We start from the raw sequence: 25,781 nt of genomic DNA on the forward strand, positions 1-25,781 counted from the left end.
CCTCAGGCTACACCGACCAGCAGGCATCGCAGCGCAATAAACAGCGCCAGTGCCAGCGTCGATGCCACCCACATCAATCGAATCGTATGGGAAATGTCGTCTACCGAAATGTCACGTTGTGCATCACCGATCCACGGTTTCTCAACGCGCTCGCCAAAGTAGTCATTTGGACCACCCAGCCGAATTCCTAATGCGCCGGCAACGGATGCTTCCGACCACGCACAGTTTGGGCTGCTGTGGTTGTAGCGATCGCGCCAGCCAATCTGCAACGCACGCGCGCCATCCTGGCGGCATAAAAACGCCGCTGCGCCCAGCAGCAGCCAGCTCAGCCTCGCAGGGATATAATTTGCGACATCGTCCAGGCGGGCGCTGACCATACCGATAGCGCGGTATTTCTCATGTTTGTAGCCCACCATGGAGTCAAGGGTGTTTACCGCTTTGTAGGCCATCGCCAGAGGCGCACCGCCGAGAAAGAGGAAAAACAGCGGCGCGATGATGCCGTCGACAGTGTTTTCAGCCACGGTTTCTACTACGCCGCGATTGATCTGCTGAGGTTGTAATTGCGAGGTATCGCGTCCCACAATCCATGACAATTTTTCACGACTTGCGGCAAGATTACCGGCACGTAGCGGACGTTCGACATCCTGCGCCGCGTTTGCCAGACAGCGCCCGGCCAGCACGGTAAAGATCATCCAAACCTCCACCACCCAACCAAGCCAGGGATGAATAGATTGCGCCAGCGCCAGCACTCCCCAGGACACTATCCAGGTCAGACCGACCACCACAATCCACATCACCGCGCCGCCGATACATAGCGCGCGGTCGCTATGGCAGTAACGCCGAACAACTCGCTGCACCGCAGAAACCAGATTGCCAATCCAGCGCACCGGATGTGGCCAGTTCTGCGGATCGCCGATGATATAATCAAGCAGCCAGGCAACACACCACGCGAGGATCGTCATAGCGCACTCCTCGCGGCTGCCAGCCAATGGTTGAGCATCTGCGGACGTTGAGCAAAATGAACGTGTAGATAGCTGGCGAAGGTGTTTCCGACCTGCCAGCCGCCAGACCAGGCTTGCAGCGTTTTGCCATCGCGCACTTTGCGACAGTTCATCACCGCTGGCGTTTCAGGGGTAAAATCGGAGTAGTGGAATTCATGTCCGCGCAGCACTTCGCCTTCTGCGGCTAACAATGTTTGCTGTGTGGCCTGCGCTTCACAGTAGCCAAATCGGGTCAGACGTTTCCCCATTTTGCTGTGACCGGGAATGATATCCGCCATCAGCCAGGTATCGCCGTGGCTATCCTCCAGCGAACTGCCGAGATACATCAATCCCCCGCACTCGGCATAAATCGCGACACCCCGCTGATGCGCTGCCCGCAGTTGGCTAAGCATCGAAACATTGCGAGCCAGCGTCGCAGCATGTAACTCAGGATATCCGCCACCTAACCAGACCATCTGACAATCGGGTAAGCTGGTGTCGTGCAACGGGCTAAAACGAACAATCTTAAGCCCTGCGCGCGCAAGGAGCGTGATGTTATCCGGGTAGTAGAAGTTGAACGCTTCGTCATCGGCGATGGCAAGCGTTAGCCCTGCTCCGGCGTCTGCGGCAGGCAACGCTGGCCATTCACCAGTGGGAAGGTTGGTTAACTGGCTTAATTTCAGCAGCGCATCGATATCAAGAGTTTGCTCCAGCGTCGCGGCAAACTCCTGCCACGGCTGCTGGTTAATAACCGACTCGCGTGCGGTAACCAAACCCAGATGCCGTTCAGGAAGCGCAACGCCTTCCATTCGGGGAACATAACCCAATACGGGGACATCGCAGTAACGCTCAATCGCCACTTTCAGGAGCTGGTAATGCGATTCGCTGTTGACCCGGTTAACAATGACGCCGGCGATGTTCAGGGTTGGATCAAAATGTTGAAATCCCATTACCGTCGCGGCGATCGAGGTGGAAACGGCTTTGCCATCAACCAGTAAGATAACCGGGCAGCCTAACTGTTTGGCCATCGCGGCGGTGCTGCAGTAATTTGGGTCGGTGCCATAACCGTCATACAGCCCCATAACACCTTCAATCACCGCGATTTCCGCATGTTGCATTTGCTCGCAGAATAGAGCGTTCAACGTGGGGACGGGAAGCATGAAGCTATCAAGATTGCGCGAAGCAGTACCGCATACCGCTGTATGCCAGCCGGTATCAAGGTAATCAGGACCCACTTTGCAAGGCTGGACGCGTATACCGCGTTTTTTCAACAAGCTCAACAAGCCCAGCGTCACCGTGGTTTTACCACAGCCGCTTCCGGTACCTGCAAGAACAAATGCGTGAAAATTGGCCGCCATACCCTGATCCTGTTCAGGGTGGTAGGGGTGTAGAGATACCCAGTCTCTCGACTGTATGCATCTGAACCACCCACTTCCCACCGAAGTTGTTGGTAGTCACTGACAGGCAGGTCTTCTGGCTTAGCGTCATCCTCACCCGTCCTTCCCAATCTTGCGATCAGTGGTCCATACGGGGTCGTCAGCATCACAGCAGCGGGGGCTGCGGGGGATTCTCACCCCCTTCCCTACCACAAATGTGGCAAACCTGTCAGTTCAAGAGCCTGGTTAATTAAGCTCTCTGTTATGAGGTAAATTCACAACCTCATGACAATAATTCAATTTAATATCTTTCCGGGTTCATTCAGCCAATTATCTGGCCTAAACCCACTTATTCATATGTTCAAACTTTGAATGAAAGCGTCAGTAAAGAATAAAGAAAGTCATTCACACAGACACTGTATCTCATCACAAAAATAAAAACTGGTGCAGTTTATCCCTCTGATACCATTAATTTGTTGCGCTATGACAATTTATTGACTGGTGTCGTTACTTTTCATTTTATAATGACTGACATAGCGCCCTATATCAAAAATCGGCAATAGCAAAATATTGCTATCTAGGCGGATTCACTACGTGAAATGACATTAATTTGCTGGCGAAATGCCTGCGGCGTAACCTGATACGTTTGACGGAAAACTTTGCAAAAATAACTGGTTTGCGAGAAGCCCAAATTACGCGCAATGCTGGCAATACTCCAGTCACTGTGACAAAGCAACTCTTTGGCACTGGCCATTCTCTGCTGGTTTACCCATGCGTTAAAACCGATACCCTGATATTTTTTGAACAATTTACTGAAATAGTAAGGACTCAGGAAAACATGAGAGGCAACATCCTCCAGACGCAATTCGTCTGATAAATGCGCATCAATATAGCGCAGAGCTTTTTTCATTTTACTGTCGTGAGGGTTGGTACTGCGGTTCGCACGAACCGGCTCTGACTGCTGCGGATTATCCTTGATAACAACAAAATTAAGTTGTTTCTTAAGACAATTTTCTACAATGAGTTTGAGAAGATCCGCAGAAGCGATGACTCGCGAATAGTCCATCTCCGGTACATTACGAAATTCACTGACCAGCTCGGGATCCGCTTGCCAGCGATCATCTACATTCAGAATATCAACCAGACCGACATCATTACTTAAGCGGACTTGTCCACAAAGCACAAACCCTACCAGGTGTCCCGCAATGACCAGCGGAATTGAGAAATCGGTAAGCCCGGCGTGACAGCGATAGATGCAGGGTTGATCGGATTTCGAAGCTTCCAGTCCCCCACAGCGATCGCTCATACGACAGCGGGTACTGTGCTGCGGATGCTGGCGCATCAACTGGCAAAATGGGGTGAAATTAAAAAGCTCAGAAATTTCATCACCGTGAATATTGACAACCACAACGGCCAGACTGGTGGCCTGCGCAAAATCCTGTGCGATTTTATTAATGAGTTCTGAGTTCAGGGCACTCGCAGAAATCATGATAAAACCTCTCAGTTAATTTATTGTTATAAACAAAACATATTATTCACATTCATTTTCATCCTGCCATCCTGAGCAATGATGAAAGTCATCATTGAACATAACAAAAGTCTCCCATTGTTGGGAGACTTTTTCAGCGGTTCAGGAAACCGGATCACGAAAACAGTTTTTACCTTTCAAAAATAAACTTCTTCTGTGAAGCTAGCTCTCATTTTCCTCCAGCTTACACGTATTACACGGTAAATTTTTGCCAATAAAATAACGATAAATTGCTGCGCCCGCGCAAGCACCGATGATAGGGGCGACAATCGGCACGATAAAATAAGGAATATCACGTCCACCTGTCATCGCAACATCTCCCCATCCGGCCATCCAGGCAAACAATTTAGGACCAAAATCACGCGCCGGATTCATTGCAAATCCGGTAAGCGGACCGGTGGATGCGCCGATAACAGCGACCAGAATACCAATCAGCAATGGTGCCAACGGACCTTTAGGAACACCGTTACCATCATCAGTCAGCGCCATGATCATTCCCATAAGAATGGAGGTAATCACCACTTCGACTAACGCGGCCTGCCATACGCTGAGCGCCGCTGCAGGATACGTACTAAAAATGCTGGCAAGTTGCAGGCTTTCCAGACTACCGCGCACCATCTGGTGGGCCGATTCATACTCGGTAAACAGACTGCCGTAGAGCAAATAACCCAGCAGTGCGCCACCGAAGGCACCCGCAACCTGTGCCACGGAGTAAGGTAAAACTTTACGCCCCGGAAAACAGGCAAACAGCCACAGAGCAATAGTGATAGCAGGGTTGAGATGCGCGCCAGATATCCCGGCAGTCAGATAGACTGCAAGCGAGATCCCCAGTCCCCATATGATGCAGATTTCCCACAATCCCAGGCTGGCACCCGCGACTTTCAGGGCACTCAGGCATCCAATACCAAAAAATAAAAACAGCCCGGTACCCAAAAACTCAGCAATGCATTGTGCTTTTAGTGAATCGTTCATTGTGACACCTTCTAAGCAGAGTTCGTGTCTTTACCAGCGGACTCCTTGCTGGCAAGTAGAATACTTCAAGGCTTACTATAAAAAGGCATGTCGGCAAATTGTTGGCAATCTGCGAGTGGTATGATTTTTAAAATCGTGCTGCGATAGCAAATTCTTGCTATCACCTTTATTAAAACAGGTGATAAAACGAGGACTCACCCTATTAAAAGCACATTTTCAAAATAATAAAATATTGCTAATAGCAGAATTCCGTTTTCAAACCATCATCACAATTTCATTTTTCCGCATAGCAAATGATATTTAAACTGTCACTCAGAAAAGTGTAAATATGGAATTGACATAACCAAATAATCACATCATAAAAAAATAAAATAACAATATAAAACAACCATATACAATAAAACACAGCAATTTTATATCACCGTATCCTCACTATTTTTTCACTCTTACTTTCAACTCAGCCATTCTTTTTCCTCGCTTCTTTTTATAGTCATGAAAATCGGGACAACCCAGGCGAGGTCTTTATGCAACAAGAAGCGTTAGGAATGGTAGAAACCAAAGGCTTGACTGCAGCCATAGAGGCCGCAGATGCAATGGTGAAGTCAGCCAATGTAATGCTGGTCGGCTACGAAAAAATTGGTTCGGGGCTGGTAACAGTTATTGTCCGCGGCGATGTCGGTGCAGTCAAAGCAGCAACAGATGCAGGTGCCGCCGCAGCCCGTAACGTGGGAGAAGTGAAAGCCGTACACGTCATCCCACGCCCTCATACCGATGTAGAAAAAATCTTACCGAAGGGAATTAGCTAATGAGCAGCAATGAGCTGGTTGAACAGATCATGGCGCAGGTGATTGCTCGTGTGGCAACGCCGGAACAGCAGGCTATCCCTGAAAATAATCCTCCAACACGAGAAACGGCTATGGCAGAGAAAAGCTGCAGTTTAACGGAGTTTGTCGGTACTGCGATTGGCGACACCGTCGGTCTGGTAATCGCCAACGTAGACAGTGCCCTCCTGGACGCGATGAAACTTGAAAAACGGTATCGCTCCATTGGCATCCTCGGCGCACGTACTGGTGCGGGTCCTCACATCATGGCCGCCGATGAAGCGGTAAAAGCAACAAATACTGAAGTCGTCAGTATTGAGTTACCACGTGATACCAAAGGCGGCGCAGGACACGGCTCGCTGATTATTCTCGGCGGCAACGATGTTTCCGACGTGAAACGCGGCATTGAAGTTGCGCTGAAAGAGCTGGATCGCACCTTTGGCGATGTTTATGCCAACGAAGCCGGTCACATCGAAATGCAGTACACCGCACGCGCCAGCTACGCACTTGAAAAAGCCTTTGGCGCACCGATTGGCCGTGCCTGTGGCGTTATCGTCGGCGCGCCAGCATCCGTTGGTGTCCTGATGGCTGATACCGCGCTGAAATCCGCCAATGTGGAAGTTGTGGCCTACAGCTCCCCAGCCCATGGAACCAGCTTCAGTAACGAAGCCATCCTGGTCATTTCAGGTGATTCCGGCGCTGTTCGCCAGGCCGTTATCTCCGCCCGTGAAATCGGTAAAACCGTTCTCGGGACCCTCGGCTCAGAACCGAAAAACGATCGTCCGTCCTACATCTGATATCAGTGAGGCTGATTCATGAGATCGAAAAGATTTGAAGCACTGGCGAAGCGCCCTGTGAATCAGGATGGCTTCGTTAAGGAGTGGATCGAAGAAGGCTTCATTGCGATGGAAAGCCCGAACGACCCCAAGCCGTCGATTAAAATCGTCAACGGTACAGTCACTGAACTGGACGGTAAATCCGCCAGTGAATTTGACTTGATTGACCATTTTATTGCCCGCTATGGCATTAACCTGGCACGCGCTGAAGAAGTCATGGCGATGGACTCGGTAAAACTTGCCAATATGCTTTGCGACCCTAACGTGAAGCGCAAAGACATTGTGCCGCTGACCACCGCAATGACGCCGGCAAAAATTGTCGAAGTGGTGTCCCATATGAACGTCGTTGAGATGATGATGGCCATGCAGAAAATGCGTGCGCGTCGTACACCATCTCAACAGGCGCACGTTACTAACGTTAAAGATAACCCGGTGCAGATTGCCGCTGATGCTGCTGAAGGCGCATGGCGCGGGTTTGACGAACAGGAAACAACCGTTGCCGTTGCGCGTTATGCGCCATTTAACGCCATTGCGCTGTTAGTCGGCTCACAGGTTGGACGCCCTGGCGTATTAACCCAGTGCTCGCTGGAAGAAGCAACCGAACTTAAACTCGGCATGCTAGGCCACACCTGCTACGCGGAAACCATCTCCGTCTATGGTACTGAGCCCGTCTTTACCGACGGCGACGATACACCATGGTCGAAAGGCTTCCTCGCCTCTTCCTACGCCTCACGTGGCCTGAAGATGCGCTTTACCTCCGGCTCAGGCTCAGAAGTTCAGATGGGTTACGCCGAAGGCAAATCGATGCTTTATCTGGAAGCCCGCTGTATTTACATCACCAAAGCCGCTGGCGTACAGGGTTTACAAAATGGTTCAGTAAGCTGCATCGGCGTGCCTTCCGCGGTGCCATCAGGCATTCGTGCTGTGCTTGCTGAAAACCTGATCTGCTCTTCTCTGGATCTGGAATGTGCTTCCAGCAACGACCAAACCTTTACCCACTCGGATATGCGTCGTACTGCCCGCCTGTTGATGCAGTTCCTGCCGGGTACTGACTTCATCTCTTCCGGTTATTCCGCGGTACCGAACTACGACAACATGTTTGCGGGTTCGAACGAGGATGCCGAAGATTTTGACGACTACAACGTTCTCCAGCGTGACCTCAAGGTAGATGGGGGTCTGCGTCCGGTTCGTGAAGAAGACGTTATCGCCATTCGTAATAAAGCGGCGCGCGCACTACAGGCCGTCTTTGCTGGAATGGGATTACCGCCAATCACTGATGAAGAAGTGGAAGCTGCGACCTACGCCCACGGTTCGAAAGATATGCCGGAGCGAAACATCGTTGAAGACATCAAGTTTGCGCAAGAGATCATCAATAAAAACCGTAACGGTCTGGAAGTGGTGAAAGCCCTTGCTCAGGGCGGGTTTACCGATGTCGCTCAGGACATGCTCAACATCCAGAAAGCCAAGTTAACCGGGGATTATCTGCATACCTCCGCCATTATCGTTGGCGACGGACAGGTGCTATCCGCGGTAAATGACGTCAACGACTATGCCGGTCCGGCAACAGGTTATCGCCTGCAAGGCGAACGCTGGGAAGAGATCAAAAACATCCCTGGCGCACTTGATCCCAACGAACTTGGCTAAGGGGTGAAAAATGGAAATCAATGAAAAGCTGCTGCGCCAGATAATTGAAGACGTACTGTCTGAAATGCAAACCAGCGACAAACCTGTCTCATTCCGCGCATCGACAACGGCTAGCGCACCACAGGCTGCTGCGGAACAAGGAGACAGCTTTCTGACCGAGATTGGCGAAGCCAAACAAGGCCAGCAGCAGGACGAAGTGATAATTGCCGTAGGTCCGGCGTTTGGACTGTCGCAAACCGTCAATATCGTAGGGATCCCGCATAAGAATATCTTGCGAGAAGTGATTGCCGGTATTGAAGAAGAAGGTATTAAAGCGCGTGTTATACGCTGCTTTAAATCCTCCGATGTGGCGTTTGTCGCCGTTGAGGGTAACCGTCTGAGCGGTTCCGGGATCTCTATCGGCATCCAGTCAAAAGGCACCACGGTTATCCACCAGCAGGGGTTACCGCCGCTTTCAAACCTGGAGCTGTTCCCTCAGGCACCGCTTCTGACGCTGGAAACCTATCGCCAGATCGGTAAAAACGCCGCGCGTTATGCCAAGCGTGAATCTCCGCAGCCGGTCCCTACTCTGAATGATCAGATGGCTCGCCCTAAGTACCAGGCGAAATCGGCCATTCTGCACATAAAAGAGACTAAATACGTCGTGACGGGCAAAAACCCGCAGGAACTGCGCGTGGCGCTTTAATAAAGGATAACTCCATGAATACCGATGCAATTGAATCGATGGTTCGGGATGTGCTGAGCCGGATGAACAGCCTGCAAGGCGAGTCCGTAACGCCTGCTGCGGCGAGCTCATCAACACATACCGCGAAAGTCACGGATTACCCTCTCGCGAATAAACATCCTGAGTGGGTAAAAACCGCAACCAACAAAACTCTGGATGATTTCACGCTTGAAAATGTTCTGAGCAACAAGGTGACGGCGCAGGACATGCGCATCACCCCTGAAACACTGCGCCTGCAGGCAGAAATCGCCAAAGATGCCGGACGTGACAGGCTGGCGATGAACTTCGAGCGCGCCGCTGAGCTAACTGCTGTTCCTGACGATCGCATTCTTGAGATCTACAACGCGCTGCGCCCGTACCGCTCAACGAAAGATGAGCTGATGGCCATCGCCGACGATCTCGAAAATCGTTATCAGGCCAAGATCTGTGCAGCTTTCGTTCGTGAAGCGGCAGCGCTGTACGTTGAGCGTAAAAAACTCAAAGGCGACGACTAACTCAGGGACAGGATCATGCGATATATAGCTGGCATTGACATAGGCAACTCATCAACGGAAGTTGCTCTGGCAACCCTGGATGAGTCTGGCACGCTGAGCATCACCGGCAGCGCACTGGCAGAAACCACCGGGATTAAGGGCACATTACGTAATGTGTTTGGCATCCAGGAGGCGCTTACGCTGGCGGCAAAAAACGCCGGTATCAATGTCAGCGATATTTCGCTCATCCGTATTAACGAAGCCACCCCGGTCATTGGCGACGTGGCGATGGAAACGATAACCGAAACCATCATCACTGAATCCACCATGATCGGCCATAACCCCAAAACGCCGGGCGGCGTCGGGTTAGGCGTAGGCATCACGATTACGCCGGAAGACCTGCTCAGTCGCCCGGCGGATACGCCCTACATTCTGGTGGTGTCATCGGCATTTGATTTCGCCGATGTCGCCACGATGATTAATGCTTCCGTCCGTGCCGGATATCAGTTGACTGGCGTTATTTTGCAGCAGGACGATGGCGTTCTGGTTAGTAATCGTCTGACTCAACCTCTGCCCATCGTCGATGAAGTCCTTCATATCGACCGCATCCCTCTGGGTATGCTGGCTGCCATTGAGGTCGCGGTCCCAGGAAAGGTTATTGAAACGCTTTCTAACCCCTACGGGATTGCAACCGTCTTTGGCCTCAATGCCGAGGAGACTAAAAACATTGTCCCGATGGCGCGGGCGCTGATCGGCAACCGCTCTGCCGTGGTGGTGAAAACACCGTCAGGCGATGTGAAAGCACGAGCTATTCCCGCCGGAAATCTGGAGCTACAGTCGCAAGGTCGTACTGTACGTGTCGACGTTGCAGCTGGCGCTGAAGCGATTATGAAAGCGGTCGGTGAATGCCCGAAACTGGATAACGTCACCGGAGAGGCTGGCACCAATATTGGCGGCATGCTGGAGCATGTGCGCCAGACAATGGCTGAATTAACCAACAAACCCAGCCACGAAATTTTTATTCAGGATCTGCTGGCGGTCGATACCTCGGTTCCCGTCAGCGTGACAGGTGGCCTGGCCGGTGAGTTCTCCCTTGAACAGGCCGTCGGCATTGCCTCCATGGTGAAATCAGACCGCCTGCAAATGGCGATGATTGCCCAGGAAATCACGCAAAAGCTCAACATTGATGTCCAGGTTGGCGGCGCCGAAGCCGAAGCGGCCATTCTGGGAGCCCTAACCACCCCAGGTACGACGCGCCCGCTGGCCATTCTGGATCTCGGCGCGGGATCGACTGACGCCTCCATCATCAACCCGAAAGGCGAAATTATTGCCACACATCTGGCGGGCGCGGGCGATATGGTCACGATGATCATTGCCCGTGAACTGGGGCTGGATGACCGTTATCTCGCTGAAGAGATCAAAAAGTACCCGCTGGCAAAAGTCGAAAGCTTATTCCATCTTCGCCACGAAGATGGCAGCGTCCAGTTCTTCCCCACGCCTCTCCCACCAACGGTTTTTGCCCGCGTGTGTGTAGTAAAACCCGATGAACTGGTGCCACTGCCAGGCGAACTGGCGCTGGAGAAAGTACGGGCCATCCGCCGCAGCGCGAAAGAACGCGTTTTCGTTACCAACGCGCTCAGAGCGCTACGTCAGGTGAGTCCGACCGGGAACATTCGGGATATTCCCTTTGTGGTACTGGTTGGCGGCTCATCGCTGGACTTCGAAGTTCCACAGCTGGTCACCGATGCGCTGGCACATTATCGCCTGGTTGCCGGGCGCGGCAACATTCGTGGCACCGAAGGTCCACGCAATGCGGTTGCGACCGGGCTGATTCTCTCCTGGTACAAGGCGTTCGCTCATGGAAAGTAATCTCACCACGCCCGCCATTGTAATTTTCACCACTGCTGGCTGCGCTGACGTCTGGAGTGATGTGCTGCTGGGTATTGAAGAAGAAGGAATCCCCTTTGTCATCCAGGAGAGCCAATCAACTGACGTTATCCACAACGCATGGCTGGCTGCCTGCCAATCGCCATTGCTGGTTGGCATTGGCTGCAGTCGCGAAAAACTGGTCGTGCACTACAAAAACTTACCCACATCAGCGCCACTTTTTACGCTGACGTATCAACAAGATAACCACGCTCGTCGCAGCATTGGTAATAACGCTGCGCGGCTGGTTAAAGGCATTCCGTTCCGGGAATGCCACTCATAACCCACAGGAGAAAAGCAGTATGAATAACGCACTGGGACTGGTTGAAACAAAAGGGCTTGTCGGCGCTATTGAAGCCGCTGATGCCATGGTGAAATCCGCAAACGTGCAGTTGGTTGGTTACGAAAAAATCGGCTCAGGCCTGATCACCGTTATGGTTCGCGGCGATGTCGGCGCGGTAAAAGCTGCCGTAGATGCCGGAAGCGCAGCGGCAAGCGCCGTTGGTGAGGTGAAATCCTGCCACGTTATCCCGCGTCCGCACAGCGACGTTGAAGCCATTTTACCTAAATCCGCATAAGCGTTAAAACCAAGGAGCACAGCGTGAAGCAATCACTGGGATTACTTGAAGTTAGTGGTCTGGCATTAGCCATCAGTTGCGCGGACGTCATGGCGAAAGCCGCCTCCATCACGCTGGTGGGCCTCGAAAAAACCAACGGCTCAGGCTGGACGGTGATCAAGATAATCGGGGATGTGGCCTCCGTTCAGGCGGCCATTTCCACTGGTGTCAGTTTCGCTGAACAACGTGACGGACTGGTGGCCCACAAAGTCATATCCAGACCAGGGGACGGTATCCTGTCACATAGCGTTACCCAGGAGTCTGAACCTACACCCGAACCCACTCCAGCCGTAGCGCATGAAGAGATGCTTGTAGACCCGGCAGCACCTGAAGCGCCGCAAGATGCCGAGCTGATTAGCTGCAATCTGTGTCTTGATCCTGCCTGCCCTCGTCAAAAGGGCGAGCCGCGCACTCTTTGTCTGCACTCTGGCAAACGAGGTGAAGCGTAATGGATAAACAGCAACTGGAAACAACGGTCGCTAAGGTTCTGGATGAAATGCGCGAGCGCCCGATTCCGCTTGGGATCTCTAATCGTCATATTCATCTGTGCGCTGAAGATTACGGTCGCTTGTTTCCCAATCACCCTATTAGTGAGAAAAAAGAGCTGCTGCAGCCCGGACAATATGCAGCAGAGCAAACCGTCACGCTGGTGGGGCCAAAAGGCCAGTTAAAAAATGTGCGTCTACTCGGCCCACTGCGTAGCACCAGTCAGGTCGAAATTTCCCGTACCGACGCCCGCACGCTGGGAATTGCTGCTCCGTTGCGGATGTCAGGCAATATCAAGGGCACGCCTGGCGTTCGCCTCGTCAGCCCATTTGCTGAGCTGGACTTAGCATCCGGGGTAATTGTCGCCCAACGGCATATCCATATGTCGCCTCTCGATGCCCTGATCCTGCGCGTATCCCATGGCGATAAAGTCTCGGTCGCCATTAATGGCGATGAACGTCGACTGATTTTCGATAACGTCGCCGTACGCGTTTCGCCGGATATGCGCCTTGAGATGCATATCGATACAGACGAAGCCAATGCTGCAGGTGCTGATAATCCGCAGGCATTTGCCACACTGGTGAGCCCACGATGAACAACGAACTGCTGCAACGCATTATCGAGGAGGTTGTTTCCCGATTAAAAAAACGCGCGGAAAGCACGCTCACTCTTAGCGTCGCGCAGTTACGGGAACTCGATTCACGGAAAGTATGCTGCCAGTACTCGGCGATCCACCTCCTGCAGGTCGACCTGCCATTGTTGCAGCAAATTGCCGAGGATTGCTCAGCCAATGCGCCGGTGGTAACCATTCACGAGGCGCTGGCATGCGGAGTCCGCGTGAAAATTTCACTACATCATCGATTGTTACCCGCGATCCCCGTGAAAAAACTCGCGCGTCTGCCGCTGGAGTTCAGTGACGAGCTGGGGCGAATCATTTTTTTGCATCCTGACAAACTTCTCAGCTATGCCGACGTTGCCCAATTGAAAGGTGGCGTACTGGTGCTACGCCGCCGATGTGTCGTGACGGCCCTGGCTCAGGAAGCGGTCAGTACGCGAAATGTTCAATTAATTAAGCAGGAGTGAACTATGCATCTGGCACGGGTTACAGGCGTTGTGGTTTCCACGCAAAAATCTCCATCGCTGGTGGGGAAGAAACTGCTGCTGGTACGTCGGGTGAGTGCTGACGGAGAGCTTCCCGCATCCCCGCTAAGCGGAGATGAAGTCGCCGTTGATTCCGTCGGCGCGGGTACCGGCGAACTGGTATTGCTCAGCAGCGGCTCCAGCGCCAGACACGTTTTTTCTGGCCCTAATGAGGCCATCGACCTGGCTATCGTCGGCATTGTCGACACGCTTTCTCGTTAGGAGGAACTATGGCGATTTATACCCGCACCGGCGATGCTGGCACAACGGCCCTTTTTACCGGGCAACGCGTGAGCAAAACGCACCCGCGCGTCGAGGCTTACGGTACGCTGGATGAACTTAATGCGGCGCTTAGCCTGTGCGTTTGCGCGGCGAAAAACCCGCAGCACCGCCAGTTACTTGAAAACATTCAACTGCAGCTTTTTTGGTTCAGCGCCGAGCTGGCAAGCGAAAGCGAAGAACCAACGCCAGAGCAGCGTTATATCAGCTCGGAAGAAATTGCAGCACTGGAAGCCGCCATCGATACCGCAATGGGCAGGGTACCTCCCCTGCGCAGCTTTATCTTACCTGGCCGCAGTGAAGCCGCCAGCCGTCTGCATTTTGCCCGCACGCTGGCTCGTCGCGCAGAGAGGCGACTGGTCGAGCTCTCCACCGAGATCGCCGTCAGACACGTGCTAATGCGTTATATCAATCGCCTGTCCGACTGTTTATATGCGCTTGCACGTGCAGAAGATCATGACGCCCATCAAAACGACATTATTCAGAAGGTGGCGGAGCGCTATCTTGCCGCCATCCGTACTTCAGCCACGAGGGAGCCGGCTATGTCTCTGTCTTTTCAGGAACTCCACCAACTCACTTGCGCTGCGGTAACGAGAGCAGAAGAACTCCAGGTTCCGGTCGTCATCAGCATTGTCGATGCGAACGGGACCCAAACGGTGGCCTGGCGCATGCCTGACGCATTACTCGTCAGTAGCGAACTGGCGCCGAAGAAAGCCTGGACTGCCGTGGCGATGAAAACCGCCACGCATGAGTTGACATCAGAGGTACAACCAGGCGCCGCGCTTTACGGTCTGGAAAGCCATATGCAGGGAAAAGTCGTCACCTTTGGTGGCGGGTACGCTTTATGGCGTGAGGGTTTACTCCTTGGGGGTCTTGGCATCAGCGGGGGAAGCGTTGAGCAGGATATGGACATTGCAGAAACGGCCATTGCGGCGATTAACGTGAGAACACATCAATGAATACTTCAGAACTTGAAACCCTTATTCGTAACATTTTGAGTGAACAACTCGCCCCGGCAAAAACAGACGTTAAAAATAACGGAATTTTTCCGTCCGTTGGCGAAGCGATCGATGCCGCTCATCAGGCTTTTCTGCGTTACCAGCAATGTCCATTGAAAACCCGCAGCGCCATCATAAACGCCCTGCGCGAAGAACTGACGCCTCATCTTGCTTCACTGGCCGCTGAGAGCGCTGCCGAAACGGGAATGGGCAACAAAGAGGATAAGTTCCTTAAAAATAAAGCCGCGCTGGACAACACCCCGGGTATCGAAGATCTCACCACCACGGCGCTAACCGGCGACGGCGGCATGGTGTTATTTGAGTATTCTCCATTTGGCGTAATTGGCTCCGTCGCCCCAAGCACCAACCCGACGGAAACCATTATTAACAACAGCATCAGTATGCTGGCTGCGGGAAATAGCGTTTATTTTAGCCCGCATCCGGGTGCTAAAGCAGTCTCACTGAAGCTGATTGCCATGATTGAAGATATTGCTTTCCGTTGCTGCGGGATTCGCAATCTTGTCGTCACGGTCACAGAACCCACTTTTGAGGCTACCCAGCAGATGATGGCGCACCCTAAAATCGCAGTTCTGGCGATTACCGGTGGTCCAGGCATTGTTGCTATGGGCATGAAAAGCGGGAAGAAAGTCATTGGCGCAGGCGCAGGGAATCCGCCCTGCATTGTTGATGAAACGGCCGACCTGGTTAAGGCGGCGGAAGATATCATCAATGGCGCATCCTTTGATTACAACCTCCCCTGCATTGCTGAGAAGAGCCTGATTGTTGTTGATGCTGTTGCTGAACGACTGGTTCAACAAATGCAGTCTTTTGGCGCGATGCTACTCAATAAAGAAGAGGTAGACAAACTGCGCGCAGCCTGTCTGCCAGAAGGCGTGGCCAATAAAAAACTGGTGGGTAAAAGCCCGGCAATCTTACTGGAAGCAGCAGGAATATCGGTTCCGGCAAAAGCGCCTCGATTACTGATAGGCATCGTCAAGGCTGACGACCCGTGGGTGACCAGCGAGCAACTGATGCCAATGCTCCCTGTCGTCACGGTGAGCGATTTTGACAGCGCGTTAACGTTGGCCCTCAAGGTTGAAGAGGGATTGCATCACACCGCCATTATGCATTCGCAGAATGTGTCACGTTTGAACCTTGCCGCGCGCACGCTTCAGACCTCCATCTTTGTGAAAAATGGCCCCTCTTACGCCGGGATTGGCGTGGGTGGTGAAGGCTTTACTACTTTCACCATTGCGACGCCAACTGGCGAAGGAACAACATCTGCGCGCACTTTCGCACGCTCTCGTCGTTGCGTGCTGACAAACGGTTTTTCTATTCGCTAATGGGGCCGTTATGAAAAGCTTTTCACTGCAAACTCGATTGTACAGCGGCCAGGGAAGTCTGGATGTGCTCAAGCGCTTCACGAATAAGCATATCTGGATCATCTGCGATGGTTTTCTCGCGCGCTCCCCCCTGATTGAAAAGCTGCGCGACGCTCTGCCAGCGGATAACCGCATCAGCATTTTCAGCGACATCACTCCCGATCCTACCATTAACACGGTAGTATATGGGATTGCGCAAATGCAGTCCCTGCGACCAGATGTCGTCATTGGTTTTGGTGGCGGCTCAGCACTGGACGCTGCAAAAGCCATCGTCTGGTTCAGCCGACAGTTCGGTATTGAAATTGAAACCTGTGTCGCTATCCCTACCACCAGCGGCACAGGTTCGGAAGTCACCAGCGCCTGCGTGATTAGCGATCCGGATAAAGGCATTAAATATCCATTATTCAATAATGCGCTTTATCCGGACATGGCCATCCTTGATCCGACGCTGGTCGTCAGCGTTCCGCCAGCCATAACCGCAAATACCGGCATGGACGTGTTAACGCATGCGCTGGAGGCTTACGTGTCCACAAAAGCCAGCGACTTCACTGACGCGCTGGCTGAAAAAGCGGCACAAATAGTCTTCCAGTACCTGCCTGTCGCCGTCAGTAAAGGCGAATGCCTGGCAACCAGAGGGAAAATGCACAACGCCTCAACGCTCGCGGGAATGGCATTCAGTCAGGCTGGACTGGGGATCAATCATGCGATTGCCCATCAGTTGGGCGGTCAGTTTCATCTGCCGCACGGACTTGCCAATGCGCTGCTGCTGACCCATGTCATTCATTTTAATGCCCGCGATCCGCGGGCTGCTAAGCGCTATGCCCGTTTCGCTAAAGCCTGTCACTTATGCCCGGATAGCGCGAACGATACAGCGGCATTGAATGCGCTTATTCGTCATATCGAGCTACTCAAAAAACAGTGTGCGTTACCTTCTTTTGTTGACGCGCTTAAAGACGGAAAGCAAGCCTGGTCACAACGTATACCGTCGATGGTTCAGGCCGCGCTGGCTGACGTCACCCTGCAAACCAATCCGCGTGTTGCCGACGCCAGCGCCATGCAGGAACTGCTTGAGGAATTATTATGAAGACAGCCATGACGGCAGAGTCCACGCTTTATGATGCGCAGACAATTCGCGAACGCGTTCGCGCAGCGGGTGTTGTCGGGGCAGGAGGCGCGGGCTTTCCTGCTCACGTAAAATTACAGGCGCAGGTCGATACATTTCTGGTCAATGCGGCGGAATGTGAGCCAATGCTGAAAGTTGACCAGCAGTTAATGGCCGTCCAGGCTGAGCGACTTATCCGCGGCGTTCAATATGCCATGACGGCTACCGGAGCCAGTGTCGGAATTATTGCGCTCAAAGAGAAATACCAAAAAGCGATCAAGGCGTTAACGCCCCTTCTGCCTGCCGGGATCCGCTTACATATTTTGCCTGATGTCTACCCGGCAGGTGATGAGGTTCTGACCATCTGGATGGCAACAGGTCGGAGAGTTCCGCCTGCCGCGTTGCCTGTTAGCGTCGGCGTAGTAGTCAATAACGTCCAGACCGTGCTCAACATCGCGAGAGCAGTTGAGCAACAGTACGCCGTTACGCGTCGTACCCTGACCGTTAACGGCGCAGTCGCCAAACCAATCACCCTCACTGTCCCTATCGGAATGTCTTTACGTGATGTTCTGGCGTTGGCCGGCGGCGCAACCGTTGACGATCCCGGCTTTATCAACGGTGGTCCGATGATGGGCGGCCTGATTACTTCACTGGATACCCCAGTCAGCAAGACCACCGGAGGCCTGCTGGTTTTGCCTAAGTCTCATGCGTTGATTCAGCGGCGGATGCAGGATGAACGCACTGTGCTTTCTGTAGCAAAAACCGTTTGCGAGCAGTGCCGTTTGTGTACGGATTTGTGCCCAAGGCATTTGATCGGCCATGAATTATCCCCGCACCTGTTGGTTCGTGCGGTGAATTATCAGCAGGCGGCCACGCCGCAACTGCTGCTCACAGCCCTGACCTGTTCCGAATGCAATGTGTGTGAAAGCGTAGCCTGTCCGGTTGGGATATCACCGATGCGAATCAACCGCATGCTTAAACGCGAGCTGCGGGCTCTCAACCATCGATATGAAGGGCCGCTAAATCCTGAGGATGAAATGGCGAAGTACCGGCTGATCCCGGTTAAACGCCTTATCACCAAACTGGGTCTTAGCGACTGGTATCACGACGCGCCACTGGCTGAGACTGATTATTCCACCGATAAAACGACGCTGTTGCTACGCCAGCATATTGGCGCCAGCGCCACCCCATGTGTACAGCAAGGTGAACGCGTTGTTCGCGGTCAATGCGTTGCCGATGTGCCGTCCGGTGCATTAGGCGCGCCTGTTCACGCCAGTATTGACGGTATTGTCAGCGAAATCACTGAGCAGTCCATCACGGTAATTAGAGGTTAATCATGTCTCAGGCTATAGGGATTTTAGAACTCACCAGCATTGCCAAAGGAATGGAAGCTGGCGATGCCATGTTAAAAAGCGCGAATGTGAATTTACTGGTCAGCAAGACCATCTGCCCGGGAAAATTTCTGCTCATGCTCGGTGGTGACGTAGGTGCCGTACAACAGGCGATAGCCACTGGAACATCTCTGGCTGGCGAAATGCTCGTTGACAGTTTGGTACTCCCCAACATTCATACCAGCGTACTTCCCGCAATCAGCGGACTAAACAGCGTGGATAAGCGTCAGGCAGTTGGCATTGTCGAAACATGGAGCGTTGCTGCCTGCATCTGCGCCGCCGACCGGGCGGTTAAAGCCTCTAACGTCACGCTGGTTCGCGTCCATATGGCATTTGGTATTGGCGGCAAGTGCTACATGGTCGTTGCCGGCGATGTGTCGGATGTGAATAACGCGGTAACGGTTGCCAGTGAAAGTGCGGGTGAAAAAGGCCTGCTGGTTTACCGCTCGGTCATACCTCGCCCGCATGAAAGCATGTGGCGACAAATGGTGGAGGGATAATGGAAAGACAACCCACCACGGATCGAATGATTCAGGAATATGTTCCAGGCAAGCAGGTCACGCTGGCGCATCTTATCGCCAATCCAGGTAAAGATTTGTTCAAGAAACTGGGATTACCAGATTCAGTTTCCGCAATCGGTATTCTGACCATTACCCCTAGCGAAGCCTCAATCATCGCCTGTGATATCGCCACGAAATCCGGGGCGGTAGAGATTGGTTTTCTCGACCGGTTTACCGGCGCGGTGGTACTGACTGGCGATGTTTCCGCCGTTGAGTACGCGCTGAAACAGGTAACCCGAACGCTGGGCGAAATGATGCGTTTTACCGCTTGCCCCATCACCCGGACGTAAAGCATGAAACGCATAATGCTAATTGGCCCCAGCCAGTGCGGTAAAACGTCGATCACGCAGTGCATGCGGGGAGAGGCACTTCACTATCAGAAGACCCAGGCCATAGTCTGGTCTCCTACGACAATAGACACACCGGGTGAATATCTCGAAAACCGCTGCCTGTACAGCGCGCTGCTGGCCAGCGCCTGTGAAGCAGACATTATCGCGCTGGTTCTGAATGCTGACGCGCCATGGTCACCTTTTTCTCCAGGTTTTACAGGTCCCATGAACCGTCCCGTTATCGGTCTCGTCACCAAAGCCGATTTAGCTAACCCGCAGCGTATTTCTCTTGTGGAGAGTTGGTTAGTTCAGGCTGGCGCGCAAAAAGTGTTTGTCACCAGCGCGCTGGAGAATACCGGTGTCGATGAGATGTTCACTTTTCTGAATGCAAAGGAACCTTCATGTCTCACAAAATAATGGCCATTAATGCAGGCAGCTCCTCGCTTAAGTTTCAGCTACTGGCGATGCCACAGGGTGAAATGATTTGCCAGGGACTGATCGAGCGTATCGGTATGTCTGATGCGCATGTCACCCTAAAAGCACCAGCGCAGAAATGGCAGGAGACTTTGCCCGTAGCCGATCACCGTGAAGCAGTGACGCTGCTGCTGGAAAAACTGCTCAGTCACAATATTATCAGCAGTCTGGAAGAGATTGACGGCGTTGGCCATCGCGTCGCCCACGGCGGAGAATCCTTTAAAGATTCCGCGCTGGTAACCGATGAAACGCTGGCGGAAATCGAACGCCTTGCGGAACTGGCACCGCTTCATAACCCGGTAAATGCGTTGGGAATTGCGGTATTTCGCCAGCTATTGCCAAATACGCCGGCCGTTGCGGTTTTTGACACGGCTTTTCATCAGACCCTTGATGAACCCTCTTTCATCTATCCTCTGCCCTGGCGCTACTATTCAGAGTTGGGTATTCGTCGCTATGGTTTTCATGGCACCAGCCACAAGTACGTCAGCGCTAAGCTGGCTGAAAAGCTGGGCGTGCCGCTCAGCGCCCTGCGCGTTGTTTGTTGTCATTTGGGCAACGGCAGCAGCATCTGTGCTATCAAAGGCGGGCATTCGGTAAATACATCAATGGGCTTTACGCCGCAGTCTGGCGTAATGATGGGCACGCGAAGTGGCGATATTGATCCATCCATTTTGCCGTGGATTGCCCTGCGTGAAGGCAAAACTCCCCAGCAGCTCAACCAATTGCTCAACAATGAATCTGGATTGCTCGGCGTTTCTGGTATTTCACCCGACTATCGTGATGTTGAACATGCCGCAGATACGGGCAATCACCAGGCCGCACTGGCGTTGACGCTTTTTGCCGAGCGGATTCGCGCCACTATTGGCAGCTATATTATGCAGATGGGCGGCCTGGATGCGCTGGTGTTTACCGGAGGAATTGGCGAGAACTCAGCACGGGCCCGCACCGCAATTTGTCACAACCTGAATTTCTTAGGTCTGGCCGTTGATGAAGAAAAAAATCAGCGTAACGCCACCTTTATTCAGACGGAAAATGCGGTGGTCAAAGTGGCGGTGATTAATACCAATGAAGAGTTAATGATAGCTCAGGACGTTATGCGTTTAGCGATATCAGAAACTGTGACATTGGGCATTCCCGCCTGATATTGCCACACCGCAAATTGCGGCAAATCATGGTAATAGCGCGATCGCCATGACACTATGCGCCGAGGATTGCTGAACACAAAGGTGAAGACGTGGCTGTTGCGCAATGTCCCGCATCGTGCGGAGAACTTATCCAGGGCTGGATTCTGGGCAGTGAGAAACTGGTCTCCTGCCCGGTCGAATGGTATAGCACCGTTGAGGTCAGTTCAGGCTCACCGCTAACGGACGAACGTCCACTTTCCCGGGCGATGGTAGACAGGTTATTACAGCACTGGCAGTACCCGGCGCATCTTAGTCAGGATATCCGAATTGATGTTCAGTCAACCATTCCCGTCGCTAAAGGGATGGCCAGCAGCACTGCGGATATTGCCGCCACGGCGATCGCCACGGCGCATTACCTGGGCCATCAACTGGACGAACCGGCACTGGCGCAGCTTTGTGTTTCGCTGGAGCCGACCGACAGCACCGTTTTTCGGAAGCTTACTCTTTTCGATCATAACAACGCCTCCACGCAAATTGCCTGTGAAACTCAGCCTCAACTCGATCTGCTGGTTCTAGAAAGTCCGGAAACATTACGTACCGCGGATTATCACCGTATTCCGCGTCATTCCGGCCTGCAGGCGGGAGCAGCGGCATTAAAACGGGCATGGGAAAAAGTGCAGGAAGCCTGTATCAGCCAAAATCCTTACCGCCTGGGAGAAGCCGCTACGCTTAGCGCGATCGCCAGCCAGTTACTGTTACCAAAACCGGATTTTGATTCACTGTTAGCGCTGGTAGAAGAATGCGATTTATACGGCGTCAACGTCGCTCACAGCGGCAGCGTAGTTGGGCTGATGCTGGACAGAAAGCGACATGATGTGGATTACATTAAATGGATGCTGGCGCAGAAAAAACTAACGGCTCACTGGCCGGAACAGCATTTGTTGCGGATGGTTACTGGCGGGGTCGAACTGCAATAAGGGTCGCCGCTATGCAGCGACCCGAACAAAGATATAATCGTTACTCGGCTTTCGCTTCGGCGTTTTTCACTTCGCCCATCGCTTTCAGCTTCTTAGAGATATCGCGGCGTTCTTTAGAGATCTCGGCATTTTTGATGATGTAATCATCAACACGATCTTCATAATCGCTTTTCATGCTGGCAATAATGCCCTGAATCGCTTCCACGCTCATTCCAGGCTTGATGTAGTCGCTCAGGTTGTCTAACAGCAGAACGCGTTTCTGGTTGTCACGGATCTTTTTCTCAACGTCCTGGATTTCACGTTGCAGTTTGTTTTTACGACGGAACAGACGAACAAATTCCAGCACGTCCTGGAAAGAAGGCTTGGTAGTTTCCATTTTTACACCCCTGATAATGTGAGATTCGGATTCGTTAAAACAACGGCTAAAGTGGGTCAACATTACTTTCATGCCCGCCATACTTCAAGTTGCATCTGCATCGACAATGCATGGTTGAAACCTGAATTATTGAGGGTAAGCCATTGCAGTTACCAATGGTTTTAGCCTTTTTCAGTATCATACCTCTATTCTTTGCTGAATCGAAGCAGCAGCAGAATCAATCCCCTCATCTGCTCTTTATTTGCGCAGCGCGCGACAGATTAAATGTGAGAGTAACTCCAACTGCCGCGCCATTTCCATGTTCAACCAAACGTAGCCGTGAATGGGCGTTTCAGCGACATTATCGCCTTTCTGTTCTGCAATGAGCTGGCGTAGTTCCGCCACGGTGTCATTGAGCTTTTCCGTATTGGCTAGCACCGGCTGCGGATTCCCTTCGTACAAAGCGTGGGTTATCGTCAGTAGCGCCTGCTGCGTCATGAGCTGATTTTCACGCAAAGTTTGCGCATTCAGCATGACAAAGTGGCTGGTGCGGCTGGCCCAAAGCGCATTGATTTGCAACTCAAGCATGCAGACCAGATTGCGATTAACCGTCTGAATAGCTTCAAAGATCGATTTTTGAATGTGGGTTTCTTTGCTGGCAGGAACGATGAGCCCACGCATTTTGACAACGTCGCTTAAGAGCTGTTGTAAATGCTTCTCCAGCCGCGGTTGCTCAAGCAGATTAGGGGATAGCGCGGCCTGATAAACCCGATTGTACCCCGTTACGCAATGCGCCAGTTGGATACGCCAGTGTATAAATGCCCGCTGCGGCCAGATGCCGGTAAACAGCATCGCCAGTAACGACCCCAGAATAACATCGCCACCGCGCCATAACGCGGTATTCATATCTCCGGCAGGCGCCCCCACGACCACGGCAAGCGTGATGCCAATTAACAGCGCCTGATAGGGCCTTTTACCCAACGCCAGCCAGCCGCAGAGAAACATCGCCACCGCGCACCATATCAGCATTAGCGGAAGCGAAAAGAGTTCCAGACGCAGGGCAATCAATCCAAGCACCGAGCCCAGGATAGTTCCGCCTATACGCTCAAACGCTCTGGGAACAACGTTACCCCAAAAAGAAATTGGCCCCATAATCACCACCAGCGTGATCAGAGGCCATGTACCTTCAGGAATGTTAAACAGACGTACCAACAGAAAAGTAAGAAGAAACGCCAGCGCAATGCGAATACCATGCACCACACGATAATGACGATACAAACGAATTTCAAAAGGACTTAGTGACTTATCTGCACGCACTCATGCACTCCGTCAGGGAATAGCAAAGAAGCGAATTGTACCTGTTTTACGGTGAAAACATCATCCTGATTTACACCTTAAGCAGTTACTTCGGTTGCACCGGCACATACATTTCAATGTCCCAGTAGCCGTCCTCCATGCCATTGTTCATATAAACTTCAAAGCAGGGTTTAGCGGCTATCGTATAAGTCGTATCCTGCATCAGGCGCTCAAAAAACTGATACCACGGCGTCGCAAAATCATGATTTTCAACGCGCGCTACGGCTACAGCATAGTCGCCACCCGCCAGCTCGGTGAGGATCACCCCTTCGCTGTTTTCCGGTATTTCAAAACCTTCAGGCACAGAAACCACGGTATCACAGCGCAGTTTTTCTGCTGGAACCACGTCAGGATTGTCGTAATAAACAGCTATCCATTCCAATGGCACAACCTGTTTACCGTCGACCCACTTCATTAACTGCTCAAAACCCTGTTTAACCGTTTGTTCCCATGGTCCAACCATATGGAAACCGGCAATCATGCGTTTATCAACCTGCTTTATCTCGTACTCCATACAACCTCCACTGTTACACTGTATTTATATACAGTGTAATTTTTAGCTATGTCGGCCACAAGGAAACAGTGATTATTATGTGAGCAGATTCGCACTCTTGCCAGCCTGGCGCATCGGGAAAACTACGCTTTGTGGTGGAAATAATCGCTCAGACGCGAAAAGACGCCGCCTTCGCCAACGGACTCCAGCGTAACCAGAGGCCAATGCGCCACCAGCTTATCGCGATCGTAGAGTTCAATTTCCCCCACACGTTGATGCGCGGCGATTGGCGCAACCAGTTCTTTCTTATCAAGGACATATTTTGCTTTGATGTTAGGGACTTCCGCCTTAGGCAGGGCCATCCAGAAATCCTGCTCGGTACCGAGGCTGATTTTTTCTTTATCGCCATACCAGATCCGTTCAGTACCAACCTGCTTACCGCTACGCAAAACCTGCACCGTATCAAAGTTGTGTTGCCCCCACTGCAGCAGTTTACGTGCCTGGTCTTCGCGCCCTTTCGCACTCTCCGCGCCCATCACAACCGCAATCAGGCGGCGCTGCCCGTCAACGGCGGAAGCAATCAGGTTAAACCCGGCGCCGGACGTGTGCCCTGTCTTCAGGCCATCAACGTTCATGGTTTTATCCCATAACAAGCCGTTACGGTTTTGCTGCGTGATGCCGTTCCAGGTCAGGCTTTTCTCACTGTACATATGGTAGAAATCCGGCTCCCCGTGGATGATAGCGCGGGACAGCACGGCCAGGTCGTACGCCGAGCTATGTTGACCCGGCGCATCCAGGCCATGTACCGTTTCAAAATGGGTATCCTGTAGGTTCAGCTTTTGCGCATAGTTATTCATCATCGCGACAAACTGCGGTTGTCCCCCGGCGATATAATCCGCCAGCGCCACACAAGCGTCATTTCCTGAATCAACGATTAATCCACGGCTGAGGTCGCGTACCGAAACGCGATCCCCTTCTTTCAGGAACATCAGGGATGAACCGACAAATACCGGGTTATCTTTCGCCCACGCATCGCGCCCGACGGTGACAATATCTGTCGGACTAATACGGTTGCTGTCGATTGCGCGATCGACAACATAGCCGGTCATCAGCTTAGTCAGGCTGGCGGGATTGCGCTGCTGGTGTTCATTACCGGCTGTCAGAATTTGGCCCGTGGTGTAATCCATTAATACCCACGCCCCGGCAGCGATCGCCGGAGGTTGTGGGGCGAAGCTTACGGCATCATTCGCCCAGGCGGACGTAAAACTCATCGTGAATAGTGAAGCGGCAATAAACAAACGGCGTTTCAACAGCATGTCCTCAGAAAAGGGAGAAATAGCCGTTCTTTTTACGGAAGTTCTGTCGAACAAACATGGATAAATTGCAAGAAAATGTGACATAAGGCACATTTTCTTGCTGTCAGGAAAGATTTTCAGAG

29 protein-coding genes and 1 riboswitch are annotated in these 25,781 nt (G+C 52.4%); of the genes, 21 read left to right on the top strand and 8 right to left on the bottom strand.

Annotated elements, in window-relative coordinates; all coding sequences use genetic code 11:
• Window positions 1–2 precede the first annotated feature (2 nt).
• The 4 genes from cbiB to pduF form a co-directional block, all read right to left on the bottom strand.
• Window positions 3–962: an adenosylcobinamide-phosphate synthase CbiB gene (gene cbiB, locus OGV94_RS07795; RefSeq protein ID WP_220771882.1), complete on the bottom strand. Its 960-nt coding sequence runs from the start codon at window positions 960–962 to the stop codon at window positions 3–5.
• Window positions 959–2,338 (bottom strand): cobyrinic acid a,c-diamide synthase CobB, encoded by a 1,380-nt coding sequence (locus tag OGV94_RS07800; RefSeq protein WP_199994422.1) that lies wholly within the window; start codon window positions 2,336–2,338, stop codon window positions 959–961. Before OGV94_RS07800 ends, cbiB begins: the two co-directional genes overlap by 4 nt.
• An 88-nt stretch (window positions 2,339–2,426) precedes the next feature.
• Window positions 2,427–2,601, bottom strand: a riboswitch (cobalamin riboswitch).
• Window positions 2,602–2,933: 332 nt separating this feature from the next.
• Complete coding sequence (gene pocR, locus OGV94_RS07805) at window positions 2,934–3,845, bottom strand: transcriptional regulator PocR (protein WP_043016821.1); 912 nt, start codon at window positions 3,843–3,845, stop codon at window positions 2,934–2,936.
• A gap of 201 nt (window positions 3,846–4,046) precedes the next feature.
• Complete coding sequence (gene pduF, locus OGV94_RS07810) at window positions 4,047–4,856, bottom strand: propanediol diffusion facilitator PduF (RefSeq protein ID WP_043016822.1); 810 nt, start codon at window positions 4,854–4,856, stop codon at window positions 4,047–4,049.
• 524 nt (window positions 4,857–5,380) lie between these two features.
• Between pduF and pduA the strand changes: the two genes are divergently transcribed.
• The 21 genes from pduA (at window position 5,381) to OGV94_RS07915 (ending at window position 22,139) form a co-directional block, all read left to right on the top strand.
• Window positions 5,381–5,662 (top strand): propanediol utilization microcompartment protein PduA, encoded by a 282-nt coding sequence (gene pduA, locus OGV94_RS07815; protein ID WP_003030255.1) that lies wholly within the window; start codon window positions 5,381–5,383, stop codon window positions 5,660–5,662.
• Window positions 5,662–6,474: a propanediol utilization microcompartment protein PduB gene (gene pduB, locus OGV94_RS07820; RefSeq protein ID WP_003834129.1), complete on the top strand. Its 813-nt coding sequence runs from the start codon at window positions 5,662–5,664 to the stop codon at window positions 6,472–6,474. Before pduA ends, pduB begins: the two co-directional genes overlap by 1 nt.
• An 18-nt stretch (window positions 6,475–6,492) precedes the next feature.
• On the top strand, window positions 6,493–8,157 hold the full coding sequence (gene pduC, locus OGV94_RS07825; protein WP_003030249.1) for a propanediol dehydratase large subunit PduC: 1,665 nt from the start codon (window positions 6,493–6,495) through the stop codon (window positions 8,155–8,157).
• A gap of 10 nt (window positions 8,158–8,167) precedes the next feature.
• A complete protein-coding gene (pduD, locus tag OGV94_RS07830) occupies window positions 8,168–8,842 on the top strand; it encodes a propanediol dehydratase medium subunit PduD (protein WP_043016823.1) in 675 nt (224 codons plus the stop codon).
• Window positions 8,843–8,856: 14 nt separating this feature from the next.
• Window positions 8,857–9,375 (top strand): propanediol dehydratase small subunit PduE, encoded by a 519-nt coding sequence (pduE, locus tag OGV94_RS07835; RefSeq protein WP_043016824.1) that lies wholly within the window; start codon window positions 8,857–8,859, stop codon window positions 9,373–9,375.
• 15 nt (window positions 9,376–9,390) lie between these two features.
• Window positions 9,391–11,223: a diol dehydratase reactivase subunit alpha gene (locus OGV94_RS07840; protein WP_075145987.1), complete on the top strand. Its 1,833-nt coding sequence runs from the start codon at window positions 9,391–9,393 to the stop codon at window positions 11,221–11,223.
• Window positions 11,213–11,563 carry a glycerol dehydratase reactivase beta/small subunit family protein gene (locus OGV94_RS07845; RefSeq protein WP_043016826.1) on the top strand — a complete coding sequence of 117 codons (351 nt, stop codon included), beginning with the start codon at window positions 11,213–11,215 and terminating at the stop codon, window positions 11,561–11,563. The genes OGV94_RS07840 and OGV94_RS07845 overlap by 11 nt, the downstream gene beginning before the upstream one ends.
• Window positions 11,564–11,582: 19 nt before the next feature.
• On the top strand, window positions 11,583–11,858 hold the full coding sequence (gene pduJ, locus OGV94_RS07850) for a propanediol utilization microcompartment protein PduJ (RefSeq protein ID WP_001057752.1): 276 nt from the start codon (window positions 11,583–11,585) through the stop codon (window positions 11,856–11,858).
• 23 nt (window positions 11,859–11,881) lie between these two features.
• Complete coding sequence (locus tag OGV94_RS07855) at window positions 11,882–12,346, top strand: BMC domain-containing protein (protein WP_075145986.1); 465 nt, start codon at window positions 11,882–11,884, stop codon at window positions 12,344–12,346.
• A complete protein-coding gene (locus OGV94_RS07860) occupies window positions 12,346–12,978 on the top strand; it encodes a phosphate propanoyltransferase (protein WP_043016828.1) in 633 nt (210 codons plus the stop codon). The genes OGV94_RS07855 and OGV94_RS07860 overlap by 1 nt, the downstream gene beginning before the upstream one ends.
• Window positions 12,975–13,466, top strand: a complete 492-nt coding sequence (gene pduM, locus OGV94_RS07865; protein ID WP_087051372.1) for a microcompartment protein PduM — start codon at window positions 12,975–12,977, stop codon at window positions 13,464–13,466. Before OGV94_RS07860 ends, pduM begins: the two co-directional genes overlap by 4 nt.
• A gap of 3 nt (window positions 13,467–13,469) precedes the next feature.
• Window positions 13,470–13,745 (top strand): EutN/CcmL family microcompartment protein, encoded by a 276-nt coding sequence (locus OGV94_RS07870; RefSeq protein WP_043016830.1) that lies wholly within the window; start codon window positions 13,470–13,472, stop codon window positions 13,743–13,745.
• A gap of 8 nt (window positions 13,746–13,753) precedes the next feature.
• Window positions 13,754–14,761, top strand: a complete 1,008-nt coding sequence (pduO, locus tag OGV94_RS07875; RefSeq protein WP_043016831.1) for a two-domain cob(I)yrinic acid a,c-diamide adenosyltransferase PduO — start codon at window positions 13,754–13,756, stop codon at window positions 14,759–14,761.
• Window positions 14,758–16,143: a CoA-acylating propionaldehyde dehydrogenase PduP gene (pduP, locus tag OGV94_RS07880; RefSeq protein ID WP_200007719.1), complete on the top strand. Its 1,386-nt coding sequence runs from the start codon at window positions 14,758–14,760 to the stop codon at window positions 16,141–16,143. Before pduO ends, pduP begins: the two co-directional genes overlap by 4 nt.
• A 10-nt stretch (window positions 16,144–16,153) precedes the next feature.
• The gene (locus OGV94_RS07885; protein WP_200007721.1) at window positions 16,154–17,266 is read left to right on the top strand and encodes a 1-propanol dehydrogenase PduQ; all 1,113 of its coding nucleotides are present in this window, start codon (window positions 16,154–16,156) and stop codon (window positions 17,264–17,266) included.
• On the top strand, window positions 17,263–18,618 hold the full coding sequence (pduS, locus tag OGV94_RS07890; protein ID WP_100194520.1) for a cobalamin reductase PduS: 1,356 nt from the start codon (window positions 17,263–17,265) through the stop codon (window positions 18,616–18,618). The genes OGV94_RS07885 and pduS overlap by 4 nt, the downstream gene beginning before the upstream one ends.
• A 2-nt stretch (window positions 18,619–18,620) precedes the next feature.
• Window positions 18,621–19,175, top strand: coding sequence for a propanediol utilization microcompartment protein PduT (gene pduT / locus OGV94_RS07895; RefSeq protein ID WP_200007723.1), 555 nt, complete (start codon window positions 18,621–18,623; stop codon window positions 19,173–19,175).
• Window positions 19,175–19,525, top strand: coding sequence for a propanediol utilization microcompartment protein PduU (gene pduU, locus OGV94_RS07900; protein WP_003030198.1), 351 nt, complete (start codon window positions 19,175–19,177; stop codon window positions 19,523–19,525). The genes pduT and pduU overlap by 1 nt, the downstream gene beginning before the upstream one ends.
• A 3-nt stretch (window positions 19,526–19,528) precedes the next feature.
• Entirely contained in the window at window positions 19,529–19,981 is a 453-nt protein-coding gene (gene pduV, locus OGV94_RS07905) for a propanediol utilization protein PduV (protein ID WP_080624976.1), read from the top strand.
• On the top strand, window positions 19,966–21,180 hold the full coding sequence (locus OGV94_RS07910) for an acetate/propionate family kinase (RefSeq protein WP_043016836.1): 1,215 nt from the start codon (window positions 19,966–19,968) through the stop codon (window positions 21,178–21,180). The genes pduV and OGV94_RS07910 overlap by 16 nt, the downstream gene beginning before the upstream one ends.
• A gap of 92 nt (window positions 21,181–21,272) precedes the next feature.
• Complete coding sequence (locus OGV94_RS07915; RefSeq protein ID WP_075145982.1) at window positions 21,273–22,139, top strand: GHMP family kinase ATP-binding protein; 867 nt, start codon at window positions 21,273–21,275, stop codon at window positions 22,137–22,139.
• 40 nt (window positions 22,140–22,179) lie between these two features.
• Here OGV94_RS07915 and OGV94_RS07920 read toward each other — a convergent pair whose 3' ends face one another.
• The 4 genes from OGV94_RS07920 to dacD all read right to left on the bottom strand — a co-directional run bounded on the left by OGV94_RS07920 (window position 22,180) and on the right by dacD (window position 25,659).
• Complete coding sequence (locus OGV94_RS07920) at window positions 22,180–22,515, bottom strand: DUF496 family protein (protein WP_043016838.1); 336 nt, start codon at window positions 22,513–22,515, stop codon at window positions 22,180–22,182.
• 237 nt (window positions 22,516–22,752) lie between these two features.
• The gene (locus OGV94_RS07925) at window positions 22,753–23,811 is read right to left on the bottom strand and encodes an FUSC family protein (RefSeq protein ID WP_043016839.1); all 1,059 of its coding nucleotides are present in this window, start codon (window positions 23,809–23,811) and stop codon (window positions 22,753–22,755) included.
• 85 nt (window positions 23,812–23,896) lie between these two features.
• Complete coding sequence (gene sbmC, locus OGV94_RS07930; RefSeq protein ID WP_043016840.1) at window positions 23,897–24,364, bottom strand: DNA gyrase inhibitor SbmC; 468 nt, start codon at window positions 24,362–24,364, stop codon at window positions 23,897–23,899.
• 122 nt (window positions 24,365–24,486) lie between these two features.
• Window positions 24,487–25,659, bottom strand: a complete 1,173-nt coding sequence (gene dacD / locus OGV94_RS07935) for a serine-type D-Ala-D-Ala carboxypeptidase DacD (protein ID WP_043016841.1) — start codon at window positions 25,657–25,659, stop codon at window positions 24,487–24,489.
• Window positions 25,660–25,781: the final 122 nt, after the last annotated feature.

The sequence above is a fragment of the Citrobacter sp. Ce006 genome, from assembly GCF_030336535.1.
GTDB lineage: Bacteria > Pseudomonadota > Gammaproteobacteria > Enterobacterales > Enterobacteriaceae > Citrobacter > Citrobacter europaeus.